The sequence below is a fragment of the Achromobacter spanius genome (genome assembly GCF_002812705.1).
Lineage (GTDB): Bacteria > Pseudomonadota > Gammaproteobacteria > Burkholderiales > Burkholderiaceae_B > Achromobacter > Achromobacter spanius.
In genome coordinates this window covers 4616163-4639097 of record NZ_CP025030.1, presented here as the reverse complement: position 1 = coordinate 4639097, position 22935 = coordinate 4616163, and the positions used below count along the sequence as shown (strand labels likewise).

Here is a 22935-nt window from a genome sequence, read left to right as displayed (position 1 = left end):
AGTCAACTACAATGTCATGCATCACGCACCGGCAGAATCGCATTAACAATCGCGGTTCTGCCGGTGCGGTTTTATTTAATCGGTAGAGCTCAATGCACCAGCGCATCCTCATTCTTGACTACGGTTCGCAAGTCACCCAACTGATCGCCCGCCGCGTTCGCGAAGCCGGCGTCTATTCCGAAGTGCACCCCGGCGACGTCGACGACGCCTTCGTGCGCGAGCAGATGGCGCAAGGCTTGAAAGGCATCATCCTGTCCGGCAGCCACGCCTCGGCCTACGAAGAAGGCTCGATGCGCGTGCCGCACGCCGTGTTCGAACTGGGCGTGCCGGTGCTGGGCATCTGCTACGGCATGCAGTCCATGGCGCAGCAACTGGGCGGCGTGGTCAGCTTTTCCGACCACCGCGAATTCGGCTACGCCGAAGTGCGCGCCCATGGCCACACCAAGCTGCTGGAAGGCCTGGACGACTTCACCACGCCCGAAGGCCACGGCATGCTGAAGGTCTGGATGAGCCACGGCGACAAGGTCACCGAACTGCCCCCGGGCTTCAAGCTGATGGCCTCCACGCCGTCGTGCCCCATCGCCGGCATGGCCGACGAAGACCGCCGTTTCTACGCCGTTCAATTCCACCCCGAAGTCACGCACACCGTCCAAGGCAAGGCCATGCTGGCCCGCTTCGTGAACGAGATCTGTGAGTGCCAGGGCGACTGGAACATGCCCGACTACGTCGCCGAAGCCGTTGCCCGCATCCGCGAGCAAGTCGGCACGGACGAAGTCATCCTGGGCCTGTCCGGCGGAGTGGACTCCTCGGTAGCCGCCGCGCTGATCCACAAGGCCATCGGCGACCAGCTCACCTGCGTGTTCGTCGACCACGGCCTGTTGCGCCTGGACGAAGGCAAGCAGGTCATGCAGACCTTCGCTGAAAACATGGGCGTGAAGATCATTCACGTCGACGCCACCGCCCAATTCATGGGCAAGCTGTCTGGCGTTGCCGACCCCGAAGCCAAGCGCAAGATCATCGGCCGCGAATTCGTCGAAGTGTTCCAGGAACAAGCCGGCAAGCAGCAAAGCGCCAAGTGGCTGGCCCAGGGCACGATCTACCCCGACGTCATCGAATCCGCCGGCGCCAAGACGGGCAAGGCCACCTCCATCAAGTCGCACCACAACGTGGGCGGCCTGCCGGACACGCTGAACCTGCAACTGCTGGAGCCCCTGCGCGAACTGTTCAAGGACGAAGTCCGCGAACTGGGCGTTGCGTTGGGTTTGCCGCCGCAGATGGTGTATCGCCACCCGTTCCCCGGTCCGGGTCTGGGCGTTCGGATTCTGGGCGAAGTGAAGCATGAATATGCTGAACTGCTGCGCCGTGCGGATGCGATTTTTATTGAGGAATTGCGGAATACCAAGGATGAGGCTAGTGGCTTGACCTGGTATGAGCTGACGTCCCAAGCGTTTGCCGTGTTCCTGCCGGTGAAGTCGGTGGGCGTGATGGGCGACGGGCGGACTTATGAGTACGTGGTTGCCTTGCGTGCGGTCCAGACGTTTGACTTCATGACCGCGGATTGGGCGCCGCTGCCGCACCCGCTGCTGGCTCGGGTTTCTTCGCGGATTATTAATGAAGTGCGCGGGATTAATCGCGTGGTTTATGACGTGTCGAGCAAGCCGCCTGCGACGATTGAGTGGGAGTGATCCTGCTTAAGGGTTGAGGTAAGAGAAAAGAGCGCTTCGGCGCTCTTTTTGTTTGTAGGGCTGGGCCCTCGATCCGTCAGTGTGGAGCAAGTAGATACTACGTCTGATCACATGCTATGGCTCGGCCCATCGCTATCCCGTGATAAATGGCGCTCCTTCTCCTTGGCGTGTGCCATGGCTTTGGCGCTCTCGATATAGTGCTCATGAAGTTTCGTCCGCAATTCCTTAACGCGAGGTTCGTCGGTGATTGCGATGACGTGAAGGTATTTAGGCAAATGTCGGGCGTCACCATTGCCCAATGCAGTGAATGCCTCTTCGACTGTATCGAATGATTGCCCTATGTGCGAATTCGGATTGCACAGCCCAAAACTGATGAAGCTGGCCCAGTCCCAGCCCATGGAACGCACGTTCATACGCAGGTAGGTGGCATCGATGTCTTTCCCGAGTTGCGTCACCTCCTCCGCCAATTCGTGCGCAGTGCATACAGAAGGAGCCGGGGCCATCACGGGATGAGTCGACTGGTGATAGAACAAGTAGAAGCCTGCATTTTGCCGACAAGACAATTTCGAAAGCTGTCTCCGGTCGCTACCTATGTTTGATACTCCGTCTTGACTCTTTTTAGCCTGCAATAAGGCGATTTTTCGACACGCGACATCTCCGATATTCAAGTCCACAATTAGCCCGATGTCCGCGCCGAGCCGTGTTTCCTCGACAGTGCTCGCGATCTCGAGTGTGCCTAGGTATGACCGAACTTCCGGATACCCGAACTCTCGGATTCGCTTAGTGGCCCAACCCGCAAGCCACCGATCTATTTGAGCCGTCATTTTTCCGGTGAACACATCCTCGTGAGGGTCGGACTCGGACGCCGCTTGGGCAACCCACTGGCCACACTGGTACATGGCCCAATAGATTGCCCAAAGGGCATCGGTCTTAAACCGTCGGGGATCTGCAAGAAGTGAAGAAATTGCCTGCCATTGATCTGCGGGGTGTTCGAAACGGCTCAGAGTGTCACGTGCCTGCTTTCGTAGTAGAGGCGCAGCGAGTTCAATGGAATGCCGAGCGATCTCGGTGTAGGAGCCCGTGGCCGCCATGCCTGCGTACTGTTCGTACGCCCTGATTCGCACTGTCTCGGCCTCGCGTTTCCAATTTTCATAGAGAGAATCGACCGGACGGCGTTGAAATTTCAGAGACGCCAGACACTCGTTCGCCCCAGCAATATCGTTGCCCTCTACGAAGCTGCCCAATTGTCGGAACTGCTGCGGAAAGTCCTTGGCTAGCCAACCTCTACCGCCTGCGGCGCGCATCGCGTCTGCCGCCGTGGTGCGGAACTGCGCGATGGCCAAATGCGCTGCATCTCGCAGTGCTCTTTGTTGCTTCAATCCCTGTGCTCGGTTCTGTTCGGCTTCAACTTGACGATTGTGTTCGGCAATACGTGCGTCTCGCGCCGCCTTTTTGTTCGGTGTATCAAAGTCTGCCTCTGCGCTGGCGTAGGCGGATCGGGCGTCTTTGTGCGCCTGCCAGTATTTTATAGTTTTGAATGGTCTGCGTAGTAATCCGCCCGATTCGCGAACTTCGGTCCGCAGCTGTTCTGTGCGCGTAAGTTGAGCAAGGTGCTTCGCAAGTGCTTTCGAGCGTTCCTGATCTTCGCTCAGGCGGGTCAAGGATTTAACGTGATCAATATCGCGATCTAGCGACTCGATAGTCTCAGCAAGCTTCCTTTCCTTCGAGATCAATTGTTGAACTAACTCCTTGGCGACTTCGTGCAGGTCTTTGGATTCGCTTGCAGGGATCAATGTCACAGTCTCTCCTAAGATGGGGAAGATTTAATTGTCTCGTGGCCCAGAATATATATAAAAAAGCAAGGTAGTGCGCCGTTGGTGAGTGGAAACGGGGGGGCACATCTTATGTATCGACGTCGAACACCAGTTCTTTAGTAGATTGAGGCGGGATGCATTGCCTCTTTTTTTTGTCCGAACCAAAGCAATCTGGCCAAGCAGCACTCGCTCCTCCCCAGCAAACTAGGGTTATCCGGGATTCTTTATGCTTAAACTTTTGTGAAGAATAAGCGCCAGATGCAGGGCAGCGCCGTGATGAGGCATCAAGGCGGTTCACCGGGGTGCGGCACCTGACGCACCGTACGCAGGATCGCGCGGTGGCGGCCCAGAAGGAGAATCGGATGCTGTTGCGTAGACATTGCCTGGCCGTGATGATGCTGGCGCTGACTGGCTGGGCGACGGGCAGCCTGGCGCAAACGGCGCCTCAGGCCTGGCCCACCAAGCCGGTGCGTCTGGTCGTGGGGTTGGCCCCTGGCGGGCTGGTCGACGTGCTGACGCGCACGGTGCAGCCGCATTTGGCCGAGGCCTTGAAGCAGACCGTTATCGTGGAGAATCGGGGCGGCGCGGGCGGCAACGTTGCGGGCGCCGAAGTCGCGCGCAATGGCGGAGACAACCATACCTTCTTGCTCAATCCATCGACGACCGAATCGGTCAACCCGCTGATGTTCACCAGCATGCCGTTCGATCCGCAGCGGGACTTGCGGCCGGTCGCCTTGTTGGCCAACAGCCAGTTGTTCTTGTTCGTCCGGTCCTCGCTGGGCGTCGATACGCTTGAAGCGTTCGTCGAATACGCGCGCAAGCAGCCCAATCCGCTCAACTACGGTTCGGCCGGCAATGGCACGACGCCGCATCTGGCTGGCGAGCTGCTCAAGCAGGCTACCGGCATGCAGGCCACCCATGCGCCATATCGCGGCGTGGCGCCGGCGATACAAGACCTGGCCGCGGGCCAGATCGACTTTGCGTTTGGACCGGCCACGGTCTTTCCCATGGTGCAAGCGGGCAAGCTGAAGGTGCTGGCGGTGGCGAGCCGGCAACGGGCTGCTGTAGCGCCCGACATCCGAACCTTTTCTGAGGCCGGCATTGACGGCGTTTTCGCGGACAGCCTGTTCGGCGTATATGCCGCCGCCAGCACCCGGGATGATGTGGTCAATCGCATGAACGGCGAAATCAATAAGGTGCTGGCACGGCCGGAGATCAAGGCGCGGTTCCTGGACGCCGGCGCCGAGGCGCTACCGCTGAGCGTGGCCGACTACACCGCGCGCGTGCAGGACGAGAAGAAACTGTTCGCCCCCTTGATCAAGTCGTTGGGGCTGAAGGAACAGTAGATAAATAAGGAGTCCGGAAATAAGGAGTCAGACTGCAATTTCGCCGATGCCAGCGCAAAAATGCAGTCTGACTCCATGGTGAAAAATTGCAGTCTGACTCCATGGTGCATCAGCCCAACAGTTCCTTGCGAACGATTTCCGCGCCTTCGCTCAAAGCTAGCAGCTTGCCCTTCGCAATAGCCCGCGACAACGGCGCCATGCCGCAGTTCGTGCACGGATACAGCTTGTCGGCATCCACAAACTTCAGCGCCTTTCTCAGCGTATTGGCCACTTCTTCGGGCGTTTCAACCTTGTCGCTTGCCACGTCAATGGCGCCGACCATCACCTTCTTGCCGCGAACCAGTTCGAGCAGATCGATCGGCACGTGCGAGTTGTGGCATTCCAGCGAGATGATGTCGATATTGGACTTCTGCAGCTTGGGGAACGATTCCTCGTACTGACGCCACTCGGACCCCAGCGTCTTCTTCCAGTCGGTATTGGCCTTGATGCCGTAGCCGTAGCAGATGTGCACGGCGGTTTCGCACTTCAGGCCTTCGATGGCGCGCTCCAGGGTGGCAATGCCCCAGTCGTTTACTTCGTCGAAGAACACGTTGAATGCCGGCTCATCGAATTGGATGATGTCCACGCCTGCGGCTTCCAATTCGCGGGCTTCCTGGTTCAGGATCTTGGCGAATTCCCATGCCAGCTTTTCGCGGCTCTTGTAGTGGGCGTCGTACAGGGTGTCGATCATCGTCATGGGGCCTGGCAGCGCCCACTTGATGGGTTGCTTGGTTTGCTGACGCAGGAACTTGGCGTCTTCAACGAACACCGGCTTTTGACGGCTGACGGCGCCCACGACGGTCGGCACGCTCGCGTCATAGCGATCACGAATCCGGACGGTCTCGCGCTTTTCGAAATCGACGCCGTCCAGATGCTCGATGAACGTCGTGACAAAGTGCTGACGGGTTTGCTCGCCGTCGCTGACGATATCAATGCCCGCGTGCTGTTGTTCTTGCAGCGCCAGGCGCAAGGCGTCTTGTTTGCCCTCGATCAGCTCGTCGTCTTGCAGTTTCCAGGGCGACCAGAGTTTTTCAGGCTGTGCAAGCCACGAAGGCTTGGGCAGGCTGCCGGCGGTGGAGGTGGGCAGTAGTTTTTTCATGATCAGGGTCTCGTCTGTTTTTTGAATGATTAGTGCGCGTAGTTGGCGGCCCAGCTTTCCAGCACGTGCTTGTAGGGTTTGATGAAGTGCTCTTCCGTGAACTTTCCCTGCTTCACGGCAAGCTGGCTGCGCTCATCGCGGTCATAGACAATCTGCGTCAGCGAGTAATCCTGATTCTTCAGGCTCGGTTGATAGACCTTCCCCGCGGCGGAATTGGCGTTGTAGATCTCGGGACGGTAGATTTTCTGGAACGTTTCCATCGTGCTGATGATGCTGATCAGCTCAAGGTTCGTGTAGTGGCCAAGCAGGTCGCCCTGAAAGTAAAAGGCCAGCGGTGCAGCGCTGCCCGGGGGCATGAAGTAGCGGACCTGCAAGCCCATTTTTTCGAAGTACTGGTCCGTCGGCGAGAATTCGTTTTGCTGATATTCAATGCCCAGAATGGGGTGCTGATTTTCCGTGCGCAGGTACGTCTTGCTGCTTGAGGCGCTGATGCAGATGACAGGCGGCTTGCTGAACTGCTCTTTGTAAGCGCTGGAACTGACAAAGTGCTTGAACAGCTTGCCGTGCAAGTCGCCGAAACCGTCAGGCGAGCTAAAGCTGGATTTGTTCTTGTTGTGCTCTTGCAAAAGCACGCTGAAGTCGTAGTCGCGCACGTACGAAGAGAAGTTGTTCCCGACGATCCCTTGGATGCGTTCGTTGTTGTGGCGGTCAACGATATTGGTCTTCAAGATTTCAATCAGCGGAAACGCATCACTGCCGCCGTTGGCGGCGATGTTCATTTCAACGGAGATGATGTCGAGTTCGACCGTGTAGCGATCCCCCCTGGGGTTGTCCCAATGCGCCAGGCTATTGAAACGCCGGTCGATCATCTTCAGCGTGTTGCGCAGATTCTGCTGGCGACTCGCGCCCCGTGCCAGATTGGCGAAGTTGGTCGTGATGCGCGTGCTGTCGGAGGGCTGGTAATTTTCATCAAAAGGAATGCTCTTGATGTTGAATGTGAAGGCGTTGCTCATGGTGTTGGCGTGTGCTGATTTTGGCGAAAGAAATACGGAGTCCGGCGGCTGCATGGCGACGGACGTTATCGCCGCTGCGGGCGGCGGTTGAATTGGCTTTGCGTCAGGCTGCTACCGCTTCTTCTACGGCGGCGGTGCGTGGATGGCGCATCAATTCGATCAAGGGCAACGCGCGCTGTACCGCCAGTCGGGCCCGTTCGATCAAGGCCATGTCCTGCACGCGGTAGTCGGCAAAATCCTTGTCGGTGGCGTAGACGCCCAGCGGCAAGGTGCGTGCCTGGAAGAAGCTGAACAGCGGCCGCAACTGGTGGTCGATCATCAGGGCATGGCGTTCGCTGCCGCCGGTGGCCGCCAACAAGACGGGCTTGTCGATCAGGGCGTCCTGATGAATGAAGTCGAAGAAGTGCTTGAACAGCCCGGTGTACGAGCCTCGATAGACCGGGGTTGTCACCACCAGGATGTCCGCTTGTTCGACCGCGCCAAGCTCGCGCTCCACCGTGTCGGGCAATTGCGAGCGCCAGACGGCGCCGGCCAGTTGCGGGGCCAGCTCACCCAGTTCAACCAGGTGCTGTTCGCACGGAATATGGTCGGCGATCAGATCCAGCAGGTGTTCTGCCAGGGCCGCTGACTTGGAGGGGCGTTGCAGTCCGCCGGAAACTGCGACTAGACGGAGTGGACGTGTCATCTTTGCTTCACATGAATGGATCTACCCGGCGCCGCATCTGTCTTTGTGCAGTTGCAGCATCAAGCTGGAACCGCATGCTAGAGGAGGGTACCGATGAAGTAAAATGGTTTTAATTCACTAATCCATGAGCAGGAATCATCTGAATGCTTGAGCGCATCCACCTCAGCATCGTCCAGCAGGTCGAAAAGCAAGGGTCGTTGACGGCCGCCGCGGGCGTGTTGAACCTGACCCAGTCGGCCTTGAGCCACAGCATGAAGAAGCTGGAGGCGCAGTTGGGCACCGACGTCTGGCTGCGCGAAGGTCGAAGCCTGCGCTTGACGCAGGCCGGCCAATACCTGCTGGCGGTGGCGAACCGCGTGCTGCCGCAACTAGACCTGGCCGAAGAGCGCCTGGGCCAATTCGCGCAGGGCGAACGCGGCGCGCTGCGCATCGGCATGGAATGCCACCCTTGCTATCAGTGGTTGCTGAAGGTGGTTTCACCGTATCTGGCGGCCTGGCCCGACGTGGATGTGGACGTCAAGCAGAAGTTCCAGTTCGGCGGGATCGGCGCGCTGTTCGGCTACGAGATCGACCTGCTGGTGACGCCCGACCCGCTGTTCAAGCCAGGCCTGAAGTTCGAGCCCGTGTTCGACTACGAGCAGGTGCTGGTCGTGCCCAAGGGCCACCCCCTGGCAACGGCTGCGTACGTGAAGCCGCAGCAGCTGACGCAGGAAGTGTTGATCAGCTACCCCGTGGACATCGAGCGGCTGGACATCTACAACCAGTTCCTGCTGCCGGCCGGCGTCACGCCCAAGCGCCATAAAGCCATCGAAACCACCGACATCATGGTGCAGATGGTGGCTAGCGGACGCGGTGTGGCCGCTCTGCCGCGCTGGCTGGTCGAGGAATACGCGGCCCGGATGGACGTGGTGCCGGTGCGGCTGGGCGCGCGCGGCATCGCCAAGCAGATCTTTCTTGGCGCGCGCGAGGCGGACAGCGCCATTGACTACGTGCGGGCCTTCATCGAACTGGCCCGCCATCCGGGCGCCGATGCGCCGACCGCCATCGCGCAAGACGCCGATGAATGAACTTCACCGGGGTATGCAAACCGCTTGCCAAGCGGTTTGGCGTGCCCTGCAGCGGTGTCCTTGATTTTCTCTCATACGACTATGACAGCCAGAAACTGAAGGTTTTCTTCGCCATTTAAGTTATAGAAGATATGTTATGGTGGCGTAATTGTTATAACTCTGACGGAGCTCAGCCATGAGCGTCGTACAAGACCATCCTGGGGTCTCCACCCTTGTGGGTACCCCGAAGCAAGCACAGGACTACCTCCGAAAATCCCACGCCAATCAGGTGGTGGTGCTTGCATTCGAACATGTCGATAACGCCTCGCTTTCGACTGTTGCCCAGAACATGTCCAGCGTCGCGGAATCGATGCTTGAGCTTTTCCTTAAGCGGCAGGATCGGGAGCTTGTCGAGCGCTTGGTTGATGCCCTGGTGCCCCGCAAGCCCGCGTCGCCCCAGCTTCTCAAGGAAGCGATGATGCTGGCTCGGGCTCGCATGGCAGTTCTTGAAAGTGGAGACTGGCTCACAGCAGCCGAAGTGGCCCAGTTGGCAGGCCTGAGCACCGTCAACCCTAGCGCGCAGCCAAACAAGTGGAAGAAGCAGGGGCAGATATTTGCCATTCATCACAACGGCGTTGACTACTTCCCAGCCTATGGTCTGGATCGGGAGGCCAGCTTCCGTCCGTTGAAAGCGCTGGCCGGGATCATTAAGGAATTTGACGGGCACAAGGATGCTTGGGGCATGGCCTATTGGTTCCTGTCCGCCAATAGCTTCCTATCAGGTAAGCGGCCGCAGGACTTGCTGGCTGCTTTGCCGGATCAGGTGATCGAGGCCGCTCGCGATGAGGTGCAGGAGGTCGCACATGGCTAACCGCCGTAGCCGTCCTGCTGATTTGGTGTCGATGTCGGTGGAAGGTCACCTCGACAGCACCGTAGGCAGCTTATCGATACGGAAAAAGACCAGTACCCGGCCACCCGCCAATGGGGGAAAAAGCTTCATGAGAAGCATCCACGGGTGCAGGGCTTATCTTGGATTTCTCGACAAGATGACTCCGCTCGGGCCGTGGTCCTGTTCGGGGATCGAATCGCCGACGGAACACTGCGCCCGGATGGTGAGTCGCGCAGCTTGGTGGACGATGTCGGGGCGTACGACGCGTTGTTGGATCTTGCGGGGCGGTTGGGCGTGCTTATTGTTCCAGGCAATAGCTGAAAGAACTGGGTAGGTGCAGGCCTCCGCAAAATCCGCGGCGGTTCAATCCTTCCCGCCGCCTTCAATCAACATCGACCTTAATTGCTGGCGCTGCTTTTCCAGCGCCTCAATCTGTTTCTCCAGTATCGCTAGCCGCTTACGCTTCGCATCCGTCATATCCGCGCATGCCTTCGCCCCTTCGATCAGCAACATGCAATCCGGAAAGCTGCGGATTTCTTCCAAGCTGAAGCCGGTGGCGATCAAACGCTGGATCTGTTTGACCTGTGTGACGGCCACCGCCTCGAAGGCACGGTAGCCATTCTCAGCCCGCGTTGATGCAAGCAGACCGTGCTGATCGTAGTGACGAATCGAACGTACGCTGACGCCGGTTGCTTGCGCCAAGGCGCCGATCCTCAGCAGGGTGGTGGACTCAGTCTCGTTCATGGATCGAACCTTATCATCCGCGCTTGACTGTGACACTAATGTCAGGCTTTAGCCTGGGCTCTTTCCATTCGAAGGAGCTTCAACATGATGTCTTTCAACCTCTTCAGCACATGGCGCAAGGGCTTGGCCGCCGTGGCCTTGATGGCTGCATCCGCGCTAGCGCAGGCTGCCGTGGAACCGTACACCGTGACGGCGCCTGATGGGGTGCGCATCGCGGTGCAAGAAGCCGGTGACCCGAACGGGCAGCCCATCATCTTCATTCACGGCTTGCTTGGCAGCCACCTGAGCTGGGACAAGCAGATCAACAGCCCTGAGTTGCAGCGCTATCGGCTGATTACCTTTGATATGCGCGGGCATGGTATGTCCGGTCAACCGGAGCGCGCCGATGCCTACCGTGATGGCGGGCGTTGGGCGGATGATCTGGCAGCGGTGATTGCTGGGTCAGGAGCCCGGCAGCCTGTCTTGGTGGGATGGTCGCTGGGCGCTGCTGTGGCCACGAACTATCTCGCTGCCTATGGTGACGAGAAAATCGCAGGCGCTGTGTACGTGGGCGGTGTCATTGAGCTGAAATCGGAACAAATCGTGTCGCATCCGCAGGTTTACAACGGAATGGCATCGCCGGATCTCAAGACGCATCTTGATGCCGAGCGTGAGTTCGTGGCGCTGTGCTTTGCCACGCAGCCGGACGCGCAGACGTTCCAGCGTTTGCTGGCGAATGCGGCCATGGCGTCACAGAACATGCAGAACGCCGTGCATGGTATGTCGCTGAATGCGCCGAAGGGCTTGGGGGCCATGCACAAGCCGCTGTTGTTGATTTACGGTGCGCGTGATGCGTTGGTTCAAGCCGAACCGTCCTTCAATCGGGCCAAGGCTTTGAACGCCGATGCCATCGGCAAGTTCTACCCAGAAGCGGGGCACTCGCCCTTTATCGAAGAGACGCAGCGCTTCAATCGTGATCTGTCTGCTTTTGTTGATGGGGCAGCATCGCATTAGCCGTTCATCGGCGCGCTGGGAAAATCAATGCTGGCATATTTTATAGCAGTCGATATAAAATCGCCAGACATTGCACGGCACCTGCAACGCAAGTGCTTCGTCAACCAGCCTGCACCCGGGGGAGGCCACCGCATGACGCAACTTGCCGACCCCATCCAGGATGCCGCCATCGGACCCGCTGCCACGTCCCACCCCCAGCAACCCTCTCGCAAAACCCTCCAAGGTCTCTGCTGGGCGGCCCTTAGCGTTCTGATCTTCGCCGGCTGGTTCGTCGTGACGCGCTTTAGCGTGACGCGCGAATTGCGCTTGTGGGATGTCACCGCGCTGCGATTCGGTATCGGCGCCCTCATTCTCTTTCCCGTATTGCTGCGGGGTTCCAGGCGCATGTCTGCCAAGCAATGGAGTGAAGGACTGCTGTATGCCTGCCTGTGGGGCATGCCCTTCGTGCTGGCGGTCGCTCTGGGCTTGCAGCTCACGTCCGCCGGGCGGGCAGCGGCAGTGGCGCCGACATTGATGCCGGTTTTCGTTGGCCTGTTTGCGTGGGTCTTCCTGAAAGAAAAACCAGGCAGGGGGCGGTCGCTCGGCTATCTGGCCATCGTTATCGGGCTGATCTGCATGATCGTGGGCGGAGCCTCTGCGCACGGTGTTGCGAACCCGGTGGGTATCTTGGCGCTGATCACTGCCGCCGCGATGTGGGCCGTTTATACGCTGCTGTTTCGGCGCAGCGCGTTGACGCCGGTGCAGGCAGCGGCGTTGATTTGCTTCTGGTCGGCCGTGCTGTTCCTGCCGGTCTACCTGTTTGCCGGGCTCAGCCGCCTTGCCTTGGCGTCGCCCGGCGAAATCGGTTTGCAGGCGTTCTATCAGGGCGTCTTGATGAGCGGCGTGGCCATCGTGTCCTTCAACAGATCCGTTGCGCTGCTGGGGCCGTCGGCCGCCACTGCCATCATCGCCTTGATCCCGGCGGTTGCCGCGCTGACCGCCATTCCCGTCCTGGGTGAGCTGCCGTCGTGGGAAGAGGGCGTTGCCCTTCTTGCCGTGGTCGGCGGCGTGCTTCTGGCCGCCCGTCCCAAGCGCAAAGCCGCAGTCCCATCGACCACCACCGTAGCGAGGAACCCGCCATGATCCGTTTTTACTTTCATCCGACGCCTAACCCCGCAAAGATCGCGCTTTTCCTGGAAGAGACCGGGCTGGAGTACGAAGCCGTGCCGGTCGACACCAGCAAAGGCCAGCAGCACACGCCAGACTTTCGGGCCATCAATCCGAACGGCAAGGTGCCGGCCATCGTTGATACCGACGGCCCTGGCGGCAAGGAAGCGCGCGTGTTCGACTCGACGGCCATCCTGATCTATCTGGCCGACAAGACCGGCAAACTGACAGGCACGCCGGAGGATCGGCCGGAGTTGCTGTCATGGCTGTTGTTCATTGCATCGGGCCTGGGCCCGTTCTCTGGCCAGGCGGTGCACTTTCAGTTCGCAGCGCCCGATGGCCTGGACTATGCCGTCAACCGTTACCGCCGCGAGGCCGAGCGGCACTACCAGGTGCTGGACGAGCACATGAAGGGGCGCGAGTTCATCGTGGGCAACAGCTTCACCATCGCGGATATTTCGGCGTGGGGCTGGCTGGACCGGGCCTCCCGTGTCTTTAAGGGCGCCGAAGACCCGCTGGCACCGTTTCCGGAACTGAAGCGCTGGTTCGCCAGTGTGGATGCGCGCCCAGCCGTTGCGCCCGCCCGGGCGCTTAGCAAAAGCCACCAGTGGAAAACGGTCAACGACGACGAAACCAAGCGGGCGTTGTTCCCGTCGAACTTTCCCCCGGCGTCGTCACAAGGAGCCTGAGATGGATCTGAAGAACAAACGGGCTCTGATCACAGGCGGATCAAGCGGCATCGGCCTTGCGCTGGCCCATGCGCTGACGGCGCGCGGCGCCAGGGTGGTCATCACGGGGCGGCGGCAAAGCGTGCTGGATGATGCGCTGCGCGGTCTGGATTCAGCCACGGGGGTTTGCGCCGACGTAGGAACAACCGAAGGACGCATCGCTACGCTCGACAAGGCCGTTGCGGCCTTGGGCGGGCTCGACATCCTGATCAACAACGCGGGCGGCGTGCGCGCTGGCCGTTTGGAAAGTACGGCAGAGGCCGACATCGAGCAGATGGTGACCGTGGACCTGCTTGCGCCGATCTTGCTGACCCGCGCCGCGATCCCGGCCTTGCGGGCCAGCGGTGATGCCATGGTGGTGAACGTGACCTCTGGCATCGCGCTGGTGGGGGCGCCGTTCTACACGACCTACGCAGCCGTGAAAGCGGGCTTGGCGCATTTCGGCGAGTCGCTTCGGCGCGAGCTTAAAGGCGAAGGCATCCATGTGTTGACGGCCTATCCGGGCGGGACCGATACGCCCATGATGCAATCCAACCGCGCCGGCCCGGAACTGGGGTTTTCGCGGGAGCCTGCTTCCGCGGTGGCCGAGGCCATCGTCCAGGGAATCGAGACGGACGCTTTCGAGGTCATCCGAGGCGGCGAGACACGCGCGCAGATGATCGCGCTGAACCGGCAGGATCCCGCCGCCGTTGATGCGCGGTTTCTGACGCTCAAGCCGGCGCTGGAAGACGCAGTCAAGGACCACCGCGCACTATGATGGCGTTGCGTTCACCGGCTGGCTGCGCCACGCAGTCGCTTAGGAGCCCACATGGCGCGCCCCAGGCAGTTTGACGAAGCGGCGGCGCTTGACGCCGCCATCGAATGCTTCTGGTCGCGCGGCTATGAAGCCACGTCGGTTCGCGACCTGACCGCTGCGATGGGGATCGTTGGCCCCAGCCTGTACAACACCTTTGGAGACAAGCGCAGCTTGTACCAGCGGGCGCTTGCGCATTACGTCGAGCGTGGCTTTTGCGAACGGGTCAGGCGCTTTGAGTCGCAATTGACGCCTCGCGAGGCCATCGGCGCGTTCTTTGACGAGATCATTGAACTATCGCTGGCGGACGAACAGCGCAAGGGTTGCATGATCGTGAATTCGGCGCTGGAGCTGTCTCCGCACGATGCCGAGTTCCAGCAGGCGCTGGCCCTTGTGCTGCGGGATATGGAAGCCTTCTTCCTGCGCTGCGTGCAGGCGGGGCAAGCGGCCGGCACCATCAACGCCACGCAGCCGGCAGAGGATCTTGCGCGCATGCTGCTCGGCTTGCTGATGGGCCTGCGCGTGCTGGCGCGTTCGCGACCGGAACCGGAGTTGCTGCGCGGTTTGGTTCGGCCCGCGCTGGCTTTGCTTGACGATGCCAGCCCGGCCCGTTGATCAAACGGAAGAACGACGTAAATTCGCTCAACCGTGCCAGTGTGAGCAACGGATCACGCTGCAGAAGTTGCCGCGATGGAAGTGCGGCTCCTTGTCAGAGGTCAGGTCGCGGTCGAACGTCTGGGTCCGAAAGATAGCGTTCTGTTAAGGCTGCGCGCGTTGTACGTCAGTTGCGGCATCCGACAGCAGCGCATCCGCGATATCCAGCATCGCTCGCAAGCGATCCATATGCCGCAGATCGTGGTGGTAGCCCACCCATATATCCCTGCTTGGCGGCTTGTCCGGCATGTCGATGCGCTGCAAGCCAGGCACGGCATCGCCAAGCGGTCTGGGCAGCACGGCGATACCCATGCCGCGTGCGCACATTTGCGCTTGAACAGCCCGGCTTGTGCTGGTGAAAACGCGGGAAGACTGCGGAAACCTATCCAGCAGCCATGCGACATCCGGAAAGTGGGACTGTGCCGTGTTCATCAGAATCAGTCCCACTGAAGACGGATCGTGCTGCATGGCGGATGCGGTGTCTGCCGAACCATATAGCCCGTACGAAACCGTCATCAGGCGGCGTTGAACGATGTCTGGTTCGGTAAAGGGCACGATACGAAAGGCCACGTCGGCTTCTCGGCGTGATAGATCAAGCAACCGGTAGCTGGCGATCACCTCGGCCACGACGGCGGGATGGCGGCGGGTCAGTTCGGCCAGGACAGGCGCCAGCACATAGCCCGCAAACCACTCGGCCGACGATATCCGCAAAATGCCTTCCAGGCGTTCGTGGTTGCCCGCCAGCCGTCTTTCCATAGACAGCGCGGAATTCTCCATGGATTCCGCCAACGCCATCACGGCGTCCCCCGCGTCCGTCAGCACCAGCCCGTCTTTCGTTCTGCGAAAGAGGGGTTGTTCGGCTTCGTCTTCCAGCGCCTTGATACGGCGGCCCACGGTGGGATGGCTCACGCCCAGGCGCCGTGCGGCTTCGCCAAAGGATTGGCCACGGGCCACCGCCAGGAAGATCCGGACGTCGCTCCATTCCATGCTGTGATTCCCGTTCAAAACTGAACGGCAAATATACAGAAATGGCAGTTCGCAAACAATTCTATTCCGATCACCATGACGGCTTCGCCGAGCTGGACCATCCCGGCCCAGCCGATTCTGGAATCGCAAGACATGAGCAAGTTGAAAGACAAAGTCGCCCTGATAACGGGCGCATCGAAGGGCATTGGCGCGGGCATCGCGCGTCGGCTCGCGGCCGATGGCGCGGAGGTCATCGTCAATTACGCTTCAAGCCGAAGCGGTGCCGACAAGGTGGTGGCCGACATCGAAGCCGCTGGCGGGACGGCGGTGGCGGTGGCAGCGGATGTCACCAAGCAGGCGGACGTCGAGGCGCTGGTCGGGTCGGCCATCGAGCACTTCGGGCGGCTGGACATCGTGGTGAACAACGCGGGCATCTACCAGTTCGCCAAGATCGAAGACACCACCGAAGCCCTGTACCGACAGCAGTTCGATATCAACGTGCTGGGTACGCTGCTGGTTGCCGGCGCCGCCGCGCGGCATCTGGGCCAGGGCGGCAGCATCATCAACATCAGTTCCAACGTGACGAGCGTGCTGCCCGCCGAGAGCGCCATCTACACCGGCACCAAGGGAGCCATTGACGCCATTACCGGCGTGCTCGCACGCGAACTCGGCCCCCGAGGCATCCGCGTCAACGCGGTCAACCCCGGCCTGATCGAAACCGAAGGTACTCATGCAGCTGGCGTGATGGGCTCGGACTTTGAATCGTGGAATGTAGGCCAGACGCCGCTGGGCCGCGTCGGAAAGGTTGAGGATATTGCGTCGATCGTCGCGTTCCTGGCGTCCGACGAGGCGGGGTGGGTGACGGGCGAGGTAATCCTGGGGGCGGGAGGGATGCGCTGAGGGGGGCACAAGTCAGGCGTCACACTCGTGAAGGATTAAAGCTCATCGTATTTCTTGCTGCTACCCCGCGCGCGGTCGGCGGGGTACTTCTGCGCGTTCAGCGGAATCTTTGCCTGCGCGGCTTTCACGGGGTCGATGCCAAGCACGTTGCTGAGTTGGATCAGGTAAAGCAGCACATCCGCGATCTCGCTGCCCACGGCTTCGAGTTTCTCTGGGGGCAGCGCGCGGCTTTGCTCTTCGGTCAGCCACTGGAAGTGTTCAAGCAGTTCGCCCGCTTCCACGATCAGCGCGGACGCCAGGTTCTTGGGCGAATGGAACTGCTCCCAATGGCGGGCTCGGGCAAATTCGCGTTGTTGCTGGCTAAGGTCTTGAAGGGTGTCGGTCATGGTGAGCTAGGGGGGAAGCGACCTGCAAGCGTATCTCAAATGACCCCAGAGAGTGGCAAGGAAGTCAGTCTATTGGACGAAGAAAATAAACGAGTGCACCAAATTTCAGTACCTGAAACCTATGCTTATTTTTAATAAATCAATATCCTAAAAATCACGAAATTTAGGTCGAACTATTAAGAAATTTTGAGGCGAGGTTTTTGTTTGGGCGGTTCGGGCGCCAAGTGTGGTAGGTTTCAACGCTCTCTAGCGCAAGAAAGGAGAGGTGATGGGCTTTTCCAAAATCAATAAATCCATCCTATCAATCATGATAAGGAGCCGAAAGCAGCGCTATCTACTGATCCTAGTGCTCTTGTCCGTCGCTGCGACTGCCATCGGGTCTGCAATTTTCCCTATATTTTTTGCTAAAGGCGTTGACGAGATTGCAAGCGGAGAAAGCATCGGAAAGGGAGTGAACTACGTTATTGCTTTCGGTCTGGGCTTCATGGTCGTCGGAATCTTGGAGCAAATCCAATGGCTGACATTCGGCCCTTTGAACTTGAGATTGCAGCGACAGCTAACCACCCAGGTTTTTGAACATGCAGTTTCGCTACCTTTTTATCGTCTCAAAGACCATTCGACCTACGAGATCGGAAGAGTTGTCGAACGCGGCTTGGACACCGTCCGAGACATCACTTCGAACCTGACTTTTTTTCTGATTCCGACGCTTTGTGAACTAGTGATCGCTGCTTCAGTGATAGCGTTCATGATTGACTTTTGGATTGCTGTGATTTTGTTCTTTGCTCTCATTTTTTACGGGGCTATAGCGAATATATCCGCCGAAAAGATACGTGCCACGACAGAAGAAGCTATGGAACGTGGCGTGGAGGCGTGGAGTTTTGCGCTGGATAGCGTCTCAAATGCGGCACTTGTCCAGCAATCCAATATGCACTCGGCTTTCTCACGTGTGCTTAACGACAAGTTGAAAACCAATGACAAAGCATGGGCGATCACGTTCAGGCAGCGTGTTTACTACGGGTGCATGCAAGCACTGGTGTTCGGCGCGGTCGTACTAGGTGTGCTTTGGAGAGGAGCCGTCAGTGCTGGAGAAGGGGGGCTGAGCATTGGTGAACTAGTTTTGCTCAATGCTTATATTATTCGATTGCTGCAGCCGGTCGAAACGTTCGCCCGCGTTTATCGCGATGTTCATGCTTCATTGGGAGAGGCACGCTTACTAGCCGATCTATTTGCGATAGAAACGCCAGCGATCAAGGCGGATATCCCCAAGGAAAAGGTCGTTCCTTACACGGTTCAGCTATCTGATGTTCAGGTTGAGATCAATGGGAGGTCGGTGCTTTCTCGGCTGAATATCGAAATTAGACCGGGAGAGACGGTTTTCATAGTCGGACCGTCTGGTGTCGGTAAATCGACTCTAATCAATCTTCTCTCCTGCATGGTGCTGCCCGCGAGCGGGGATTACTTGATTAACGGTGAAAGAGTGTCTGCGAGCAATTTGCAAACGATTAGGGAGGGCGTTGCAGTTGTTCAGCAGGATTGCCTGCTTTTTGACTGGACAATTTTTGAGAATATTGCGTTTGGCTTTGACGGGCAGAGCTCAGAAGTGACAAGAGTCATTTCGGCTCTCGGATTGGATGAGGTAATAGACCGTCACCGTGCCGAGGGAGAACCGACGGTGGGCGAGCGTGGGGGCAGGTTGTCCGGAGGTGAAAGACAGCGCATTTCGGTAGCGCGTGCTTTGTTGAGGAGGCCTGGCCTGTTACTGCTGGATGAGCCGACCGCAGCATTGGATAGAGTGAATCGTGAACGTGTGCTAGCCGCTATCGAAACAGTCACGGCACATTGCTCATGCGTCTTCGTCACTCATGACGTGTCTTTGATCAAGCCTTCTTCGCGCGTTTTCTTTTTGGCTTCGGTAAGCGCTGTGCATTCGGGCACGCACGAAGTTTTGTTGTCGACCAATACTGCATATCGCAGTTTTATCGGGGAGCTGAGCATCCCGCAGGCCGCCGACTAAGCCCCCAGGGTCCAGATCCCCCTAGGGCTTCGTCGGTCTTACGTTCTTACCTTTTTCTCGCTCCATTAAGAAACAAATCCGTAATCGCTTGGGATTCTTTGCGGAGGTAAAGGGCAGGGGCATCCAGCCTTCGCAGCATCGCGACGAAGGAAAGGTGCTGCCCGGTGGCTGGTCGTCGTGGCAGCGCTGCCTTACAAATCAAGCACAATCCTTCCGCCTTTGGCTCGTGACACACAAATCAGCATCGTCTTCTGCGCCGCCTTTTCGGCATGGCTGAGATACTGATCAGCGTGTTCGGCTTCGCCTTCCAGTATGCGGGTCTCGCAAGTGCCGCATACGCCTTCGCGGCACAGGCATTCCACCGGCACGGTGCTGTCGCGTTCGATGGCGTTCAGGATCGATTCGCCGGCGGCCACTTCTACCGTCTTGCCGGATTTCGCCAGCACCACGGTGAAAGCGCCGCCTGTTTGCTTGGGCGCGGCGAACTGCTCGACGTGCACGCGCGCCGACTCGACGCCGACGGCTTGCGCGGCACCGCGCACGGCATCGATCAGTGGTCCGGGGCCGCATACGTAGGCGTGTGCGCCGCGTTCCATGCCGCCCAACAGGCCCGCCAAGTTCAGCCGCTGGCCTTTGCTGTCGACATAGAAACGGACGCGATCCCCGCAAAGCCCGGCCAGCTCATCCCGAAAGGCGCCGTGTTTGTCAGCGCGGAAGGCGTAGTGCAGTTCGTACGAGCTGCCGCGTTGGTGCAAGTCATGCAATTGCGACATGAAGGGCGTGATGCCGATGCCGCCCGCGATCAGGACGTGGTGGCGGGCGGCTTGGTCCAAAGCGAACAAGTTGTTCGGGGGGGTGATGCTGAGTGCATCACCCTCGGCCACCTTGTCATGCAGGAGGGCAGACCCGCCCTTGGACGGCGTTTCGCGGCGCACGCCGATCTGGTAGTTGCCCAGCGCGTTGGGCGAGCTCATCAGTGAGTAGGCGTTGTTGTAATGACGACTACCGTCGCGCAGTTGCACGATGATGTGGCTGCCGCCCGTGAAGGGCGGCAACGCGCCGCCATCCAGGGCTTCCAGGGTGTAGCGCTTGATCAGCGGGGTCACGTGCTCGATGCGCGCAACCCGCACCCGCAAGGTCGATTGGGTGCTCATGCTCAGGCGGGGGTGCGCTGGAACAAGGGCAGGGAAGTGTTGGCAGATGAGGTTCCCTCGTATTCCGTGGCCAGCTTGCGATGAAAATGCACGATGCCGTGTTCGCTGATGCCGCTGCGCTGGCGGTCGACCATGATGCGGCCCTGCCCACGGTAGCCCCTGGACCGCAATCCCTTTTGCACGCTTTCCACCAGGCGCAGGTCTTCGGGGCGGAACACGTCGCGGTACCACTCAACCAGCTTCTGCTGTTCTTCAGTCAGATCCTTGTTCAGAAAGTAGATCTCGTAGTGCTGGAGCGTGACGCCCGCGCTGGCGGGGAATTCGTAGATGACGGTCATGAAGTCGGCGCCCGGCGGCACGTTGAACATGGTGCATGGCCAAGCCCAGAAACCGGCAAAGCTGGGGTCCTTTACCGAGGGATCCACCTTGAAGGATTTTTCCGACGACTTGGCCAGGCCGAATTGCAGCGTCCAGTTGCCGTGCATCGTGTGCTGGTATTTGTCGACCTGGACGGAGTCCGCGAAGCTGGGGTGCACGGGGCCGCAGTGGTAGCACTCCAGGTAGTTGTCGACGATGGACTTCCAGTTGGCGGGCGTGTTGGTGACGAAGCGCGCGGCCAGGTGCAGGTCGTCCACTACCGGGCAGGCGGCGCGCAGGCGGGCTTCGAGCCCGGGGAGTTGCTCTTCGACAGTGCCGGCGTCGGGGTTCATGTTGATGAAGATGAAGCCGGCGGCTTCCTCGACCCGCACGGGGACCAGGCTGGCCTTGTCGGGGTTGAAGTTGGGCACGTTGTCGCAGTTGCGGGCCAGGGCCAGCTCGCCATCCAGCTTGAAGGTCCAGGCGTGATACGGACAGGTGATGACGTTCTTGGCGCGGCCGCTGCCTTGCATCAGTTGGTGGCCCCGGTGCGGGCAGACGTTGTAGAACGCCCGCAGGATGCCTTCGCGGTCGCGCAGCACGATGATGCTTTCGCCGATGATTTCGCGCGTTACGTAGTCGTTGGGCGCGGCCAGTTCACTACGGTGGGCCACGCAGATCCAGGCGTTGGCGAATACTTTTTCCTTTTCGTAGTCGAAGACGGCGTCCTTCGTGTAGTACGAGGCGGGCAAGGTCCAGGCGTTTTCTTCGTCGGCGCAGAAGTTGGCGGGAAGCTTGGCGATGAGGTTCATGATGATCTCCTGGGAATAAAAACAGCTTGGCTGGGCGATTCGATCAGGTGCGCGGGGGTGTCGCCGTAGTCCTGTATCAGCCAGCGGAACAGGCCGAACAGCTTGATGGCAAGGATGAACAGGAAGGGGATGGCCGTCAGCACCACGGCGGTCTTCATGGTTTCCAGCGATGCCTTGGTGAACAGCATCGCTAGCGGCACCAGCGTCAGCGCAATGCACCAGAAGACGCGGCTGGTGGGCGTGGGGTCTTCGCCTTCGGACAGGTTGCGGGTGGTGGTGGCGGCCACGGCGTAGGCCACGGCATCCACGTGGGCCGCCAGGAAGACGATCATGATTGCCAGGTACAGGGCCAGGAATAGCCAGCCGGCCGGCAGCGCGCTCAACAGCATTTCCACCGCGGTTTCGCCACCGTGCTCCTTCAGGATGCGGGGCACGTCGATAGCGCCCGACATGAACTGGTGCATGGAATAGCTTTCCAGCGCGCCGAAAAAGAACCAGCATCCGGCGCTGCCGCCCAGCAAGAGCGCGTAGATCACTTCCTTGATTTTGCGGCCCTTGGATACGCGGGCCACGAACATCGCCACGCCCGGCGAATACGACACCCACCACAGCCAATAGAACACCGTCCAGCCACGGTTGAAGGCGCCATCGCCAGCGGGGTCGGTGAAGAGGCTCATGCGGATGTAGTTCTGCAGCATCAAGCCCAGGCCGTTGACGATGTTGTTGCCGGAAAACTGGGTTGGCCCCACCAGCAACACAGCGGCGGCCAGCAGCAGCGCGCCCCAGCAGACCATATGGCTAAGCCGTTTCATGCCGCTGGCGATGCCGATGTAGGCGCTGGCCGAGAACAGGGCCGACACGCCGACGATCACGATGACCTGCATGCTGAAGGTATCGGGTGTGCCAAGCAGGCTGGACAGGCCGCGCGTGAAGGTCGATGCGGTCAGTGCGATGGACACCGTCAGCGCGCCGAACATCGTCAGCAGGAAGATCAGGTCCACCGCGCGGCCGACGGGACCCGTTGCGCGAAACCCCGTAATGGCCTGGATGATGGACGCCAGGTTCAAGCCCGTGTTCTTGCGTACATGGAAGTGGTAGGCCATGGCCAGCGAGGGCAGGGCGTACACCGCCCAGGCGCTCAGGCCCCAGTGGAAGAAGGAATAGCTGATGCTGTATTCCAGCGCCTCGCGCGAGCCGGCGGCCACGTTCAGGCCCGGCGACTGGTAGTAGTAGGCCCATTCCATCACGCCCCAATACAGGGTTGACGACCCCATGCCGGCGCAGATGAACATGAAGATCCACGACAGCGTTGAGTATTCGGGTTCGCCTTCACCCAAGCGCACGTTGCCGTACTTGCTGAACGCCAGCCCGATGCAGGCGATGACACAGCCGAAGACGAATATCTGGATCAGGGAACCGAACGAGCGTGTGGTCCAGTCGAACAGTACGGTGGCGGTGGCTGCCGCTTCGGCGGGCCACAGAACCATGGCGATGACGGTAAGCAGCACGGCGGTAAGCGTGCAAAGGGTCAGGAACCCGTCGCGGCGTGGCGCGGATGTTTTCACGTTGTCTCCTCCGATGCGTCGTTGCGCACGGTAGCTTGTTGTCTGTAAACCAACGGTTTACATTAACTATTACTTAACAAGTAAATGACCGGAACTTTAGGTAGAAC

21 protein-coding genes and 1 pseudogene are annotated in these 22935 nt (G+C 59.5%); 12 read left to right on the top strand and 10 right to left on the bottom strand.

Translation table 11 applies throughout. The features are described from left to right. The first annotated feature begins 92 nt into the window (after positions 1-92). The gene (gene guaA, locus CVS48_RS20930; RefSeq protein ID WP_050449706.1) at positions 93-1685 is read left to right on the top strand and encodes a glutamine-hydrolyzing GMP synthase; all 1593 of its coding nucleotides are present in this window, start codon (positions 93-95) and stop codon (positions 1683-1685) included. Between the two features lie 107 nt (positions 1686-1792). Here the strand turns inward: guaA and CVS48_RS20925 are convergent, their stop codons facing one another. Then, entirely contained in the window at positions 1793-3484 is a 1692-nt protein-coding gene (locus CVS48_RS20925) for a hypothetical protein (RefSeq protein WP_100856116.1), read from the bottom strand. Positions 3485-3861: 377 nt separating this feature from the next. Between CVS48_RS20925 and CVS48_RS20920 the strand changes: the two genes are divergently transcribed. After that, positions 3862-4845 carry a Bug family tripartite tricarboxylate transporter substrate binding protein gene (locus tag CVS48_RS20920; protein ID WP_100856115.1) on the top strand — a complete coding sequence of 328 codons (984 nt, stop codon included), beginning with the start codon at positions 3862-3864 and terminating at the stop codon, positions 4843-4845. A gap of 109 nt (positions 4846-4954) precedes the next feature. Here CVS48_RS20920 and CVS48_RS20915 read toward each other — a convergent pair whose 3' ends face one another. From CVS48_RS20915 to msuE, 3 genes are all read right to left on the bottom strand, one after another. Next, positions 4955-5983 (bottom strand): methionine synthase, encoded by a 1029-nt coding sequence (locus CVS48_RS20915; RefSeq protein WP_100856114.1) that lies wholly within the window; start codon positions 5981-5983, stop codon positions 4955-4957. Between the two features lie 29 nt (positions 5984-6012). Beyond that, on the bottom strand, positions 6013-6996 hold the full coding sequence (locus CVS48_RS20910; protein WP_100856113.1) for a DUF1852 domain-containing protein: 984 nt from the start codon (positions 6994-6996) through the stop codon (positions 6013-6015). Positions 6997-7099: 103 nt separating this feature from the next. Then, a complete protein-coding gene (msuE, locus tag CVS48_RS20905) occupies positions 7100-7681 on the bottom strand; it encodes an FMN reductase (RefSeq protein WP_100856112.1) in 582 nt (193 codons plus the stop codon). Between the two features lie 143 nt (positions 7682-7824). Between msuE and CVS48_RS20900 the strand changes: the two genes are divergently transcribed. The 3 genes and pseudogenes from CVS48_RS20900 to CVS48_RS20890 form a co-directional block, all read left to right on the top strand. Then, positions 7825-8748, top strand: a complete 924-nt coding sequence (locus tag CVS48_RS20900; RefSeq protein ID WP_100856111.1) for a LysR family transcriptional regulator — start codon at positions 7825-7827, stop codon at positions 8746-8748. 175 nt (positions 8749-8923) lie between these two features. Continuing rightward, positions 8924-9598 carry a hypothetical protein gene (locus tag CVS48_RS20895; protein WP_100856110.1) on the top strand — a complete coding sequence of 225 codons (675 nt, stop codon included), beginning with the start codon at positions 8924-8926 and terminating at the stop codon, positions 9596-9598. Between the two features lie 60 nt (positions 9599-9658). Beyond that, positions 9659-9937 (top strand): annotated as a pseudogene (locus CVS48_RS20890) (RES domain-containing protein); the annotation flags it as partial. Positions 9938-9979: 42 nt separating this feature from the next. Here the strand turns inward: CVS48_RS20890 and CVS48_RS20885 are convergent. Next, positions 9980-10360, bottom strand: coding sequence for a MerR family transcriptional regulator (locus tag CVS48_RS20885; protein WP_100856108.1), 381 nt, complete (start codon positions 10358-10360; stop codon positions 9980-9982). Positions 10361-10447: 87 nt separating this feature from the next. On the opposite strand from CVS48_RS20885, the gene CVS48_RS20880 reads away from it, so the two are divergent. The 5 genes from CVS48_RS20880 to CVS48_RS20860 all read left to right on the top strand — a co-directional run bounded on the left by CVS48_RS20880 (position 10448) and on the right by CVS48_RS20860 (position 14635). Beyond that, on the top strand, positions 10448-11353 hold the full coding sequence (locus CVS48_RS20880; RefSeq protein ID WP_100857783.1) for an alpha/beta fold hydrolase: 906 nt from the start codon (positions 10448-10450) through the stop codon (positions 11351-11353). A gap of 132 nt (positions 11354-11485) precedes the next feature. Further along, positions 11486-12475 (top strand): DMT family transporter, encoded by a 990-nt coding sequence (locus tag CVS48_RS20875; RefSeq protein WP_100856107.1) that lies wholly within the window; start codon positions 11486-11488, stop codon positions 12473-12475. Further along, positions 12472-13188 (top strand): glutathione S-transferase family protein, encoded by a 717-nt coding sequence (locus CVS48_RS20870; protein WP_100856106.1) that lies wholly within the window; start codon positions 12472-12474, stop codon positions 13186-13188. Before CVS48_RS20875 ends, CVS48_RS20870 begins: the two co-directional genes overlap by 4 nt. Position 13189: 1 nt before the next feature. Continuing rightward, positions 13190-13984, top strand: coding sequence for an SDR family NAD(P)-dependent oxidoreductase (locus CVS48_RS20865; RefSeq protein WP_100856105.1), 795 nt, complete (start codon positions 13190-13192; stop codon positions 13982-13984). Between the two features lie 51 nt (positions 13985-14035). After that, a complete protein-coding gene (locus CVS48_RS20860; RefSeq protein WP_100856104.1) occupies positions 14036-14635 on the top strand; it encodes a TetR/AcrR family transcriptional regulator in 600 nt (199 codons plus the stop codon). A 144-nt stretch (positions 14636-14779) separates the two neighbouring features. Here CVS48_RS20860 and CVS48_RS20850 read toward each other — a convergent pair whose 3' ends face one another. Next, positions 14780-15661 (bottom strand): LysR family transcriptional regulator, encoded by an 882-nt coding sequence (locus CVS48_RS20850; RefSeq protein ID WP_100856103.1) that lies wholly within the window; start codon positions 15659-15661, stop codon positions 14780-14782. Between the two features lie 132 nt (positions 15662-15793). Here CVS48_RS20850 and CVS48_RS20845 point away from each other — a divergent pair, with 132 nt between their 5' ends. Beyond that, entirely contained in the window at positions 15794-16540 is a 747-nt protein-coding gene (locus CVS48_RS20845; RefSeq protein ID WP_100857782.1) for a glucose 1-dehydrogenase, read from the top strand. Positions 16541-16575: 35 nt separating this feature from the next. Here CVS48_RS20845 and CVS48_RS20840 read toward each other — a convergent pair whose 3' ends face one another. Continuing rightward, on the bottom strand, positions 16576-16926 hold the full coding sequence (locus tag CVS48_RS20840) for a nucleotide pyrophosphohydrolase (protein WP_100856102.1): 351 nt from the start codon (positions 16924-16926) through the stop codon (positions 16576-16578). Positions 16927-17194: 268 nt separating this feature from the next. Between CVS48_RS20840 and CVS48_RS20835 the strand changes: the two genes are divergently transcribed. Continuing rightward, a complete protein-coding gene (locus CVS48_RS20835) occupies positions 17195-18940 on the top strand; it encodes an ATP-binding cassette domain-containing protein (protein ID WP_197723144.1) in 1746 nt (581 codons plus the stop codon). Positions 18941-19131: 191 nt separating this feature from the next. Here CVS48_RS20835 and CVS48_RS20830 read toward each other — a convergent pair whose 3' ends face one another. Genes CVS48_RS20830 through CVS48_RS20820 form a run of 3 tightly spaced genes read right to left on the bottom strand, consistent with a single transcriptional unit; the run spans position 19132 to position 22828 of the window. After that, entirely contained in the window at positions 19132-20094 is a 963-nt protein-coding gene (locus CVS48_RS20830; protein WP_100856100.1) for a PDR/VanB family oxidoreductase, read from the bottom strand. 2 nt (positions 20095-20096) lie between these two features. Continuing rightward, positions 20097-21263: an aromatic ring-hydroxylating oxygenase subunit alpha gene (locus CVS48_RS20825; protein ID WP_100856099.1), complete on the bottom strand. Its 1167-nt coding sequence runs from the start codon at positions 21261-21263 to the stop codon at positions 20097-20099. Continuing rightward, positions 21260-22828 (bottom strand): BCCT family transporter, encoded by a 1569-nt coding sequence (locus CVS48_RS20820; protein ID WP_100856098.1) that lies wholly within the window; start codon positions 22826-22828, stop codon positions 21260-21262. Before CVS48_RS20820 ends, CVS48_RS20825 begins: the two co-directional genes overlap by 4 nt. Between the last annotated feature and the right edge of the window lie 107 nt (positions 22829-22935).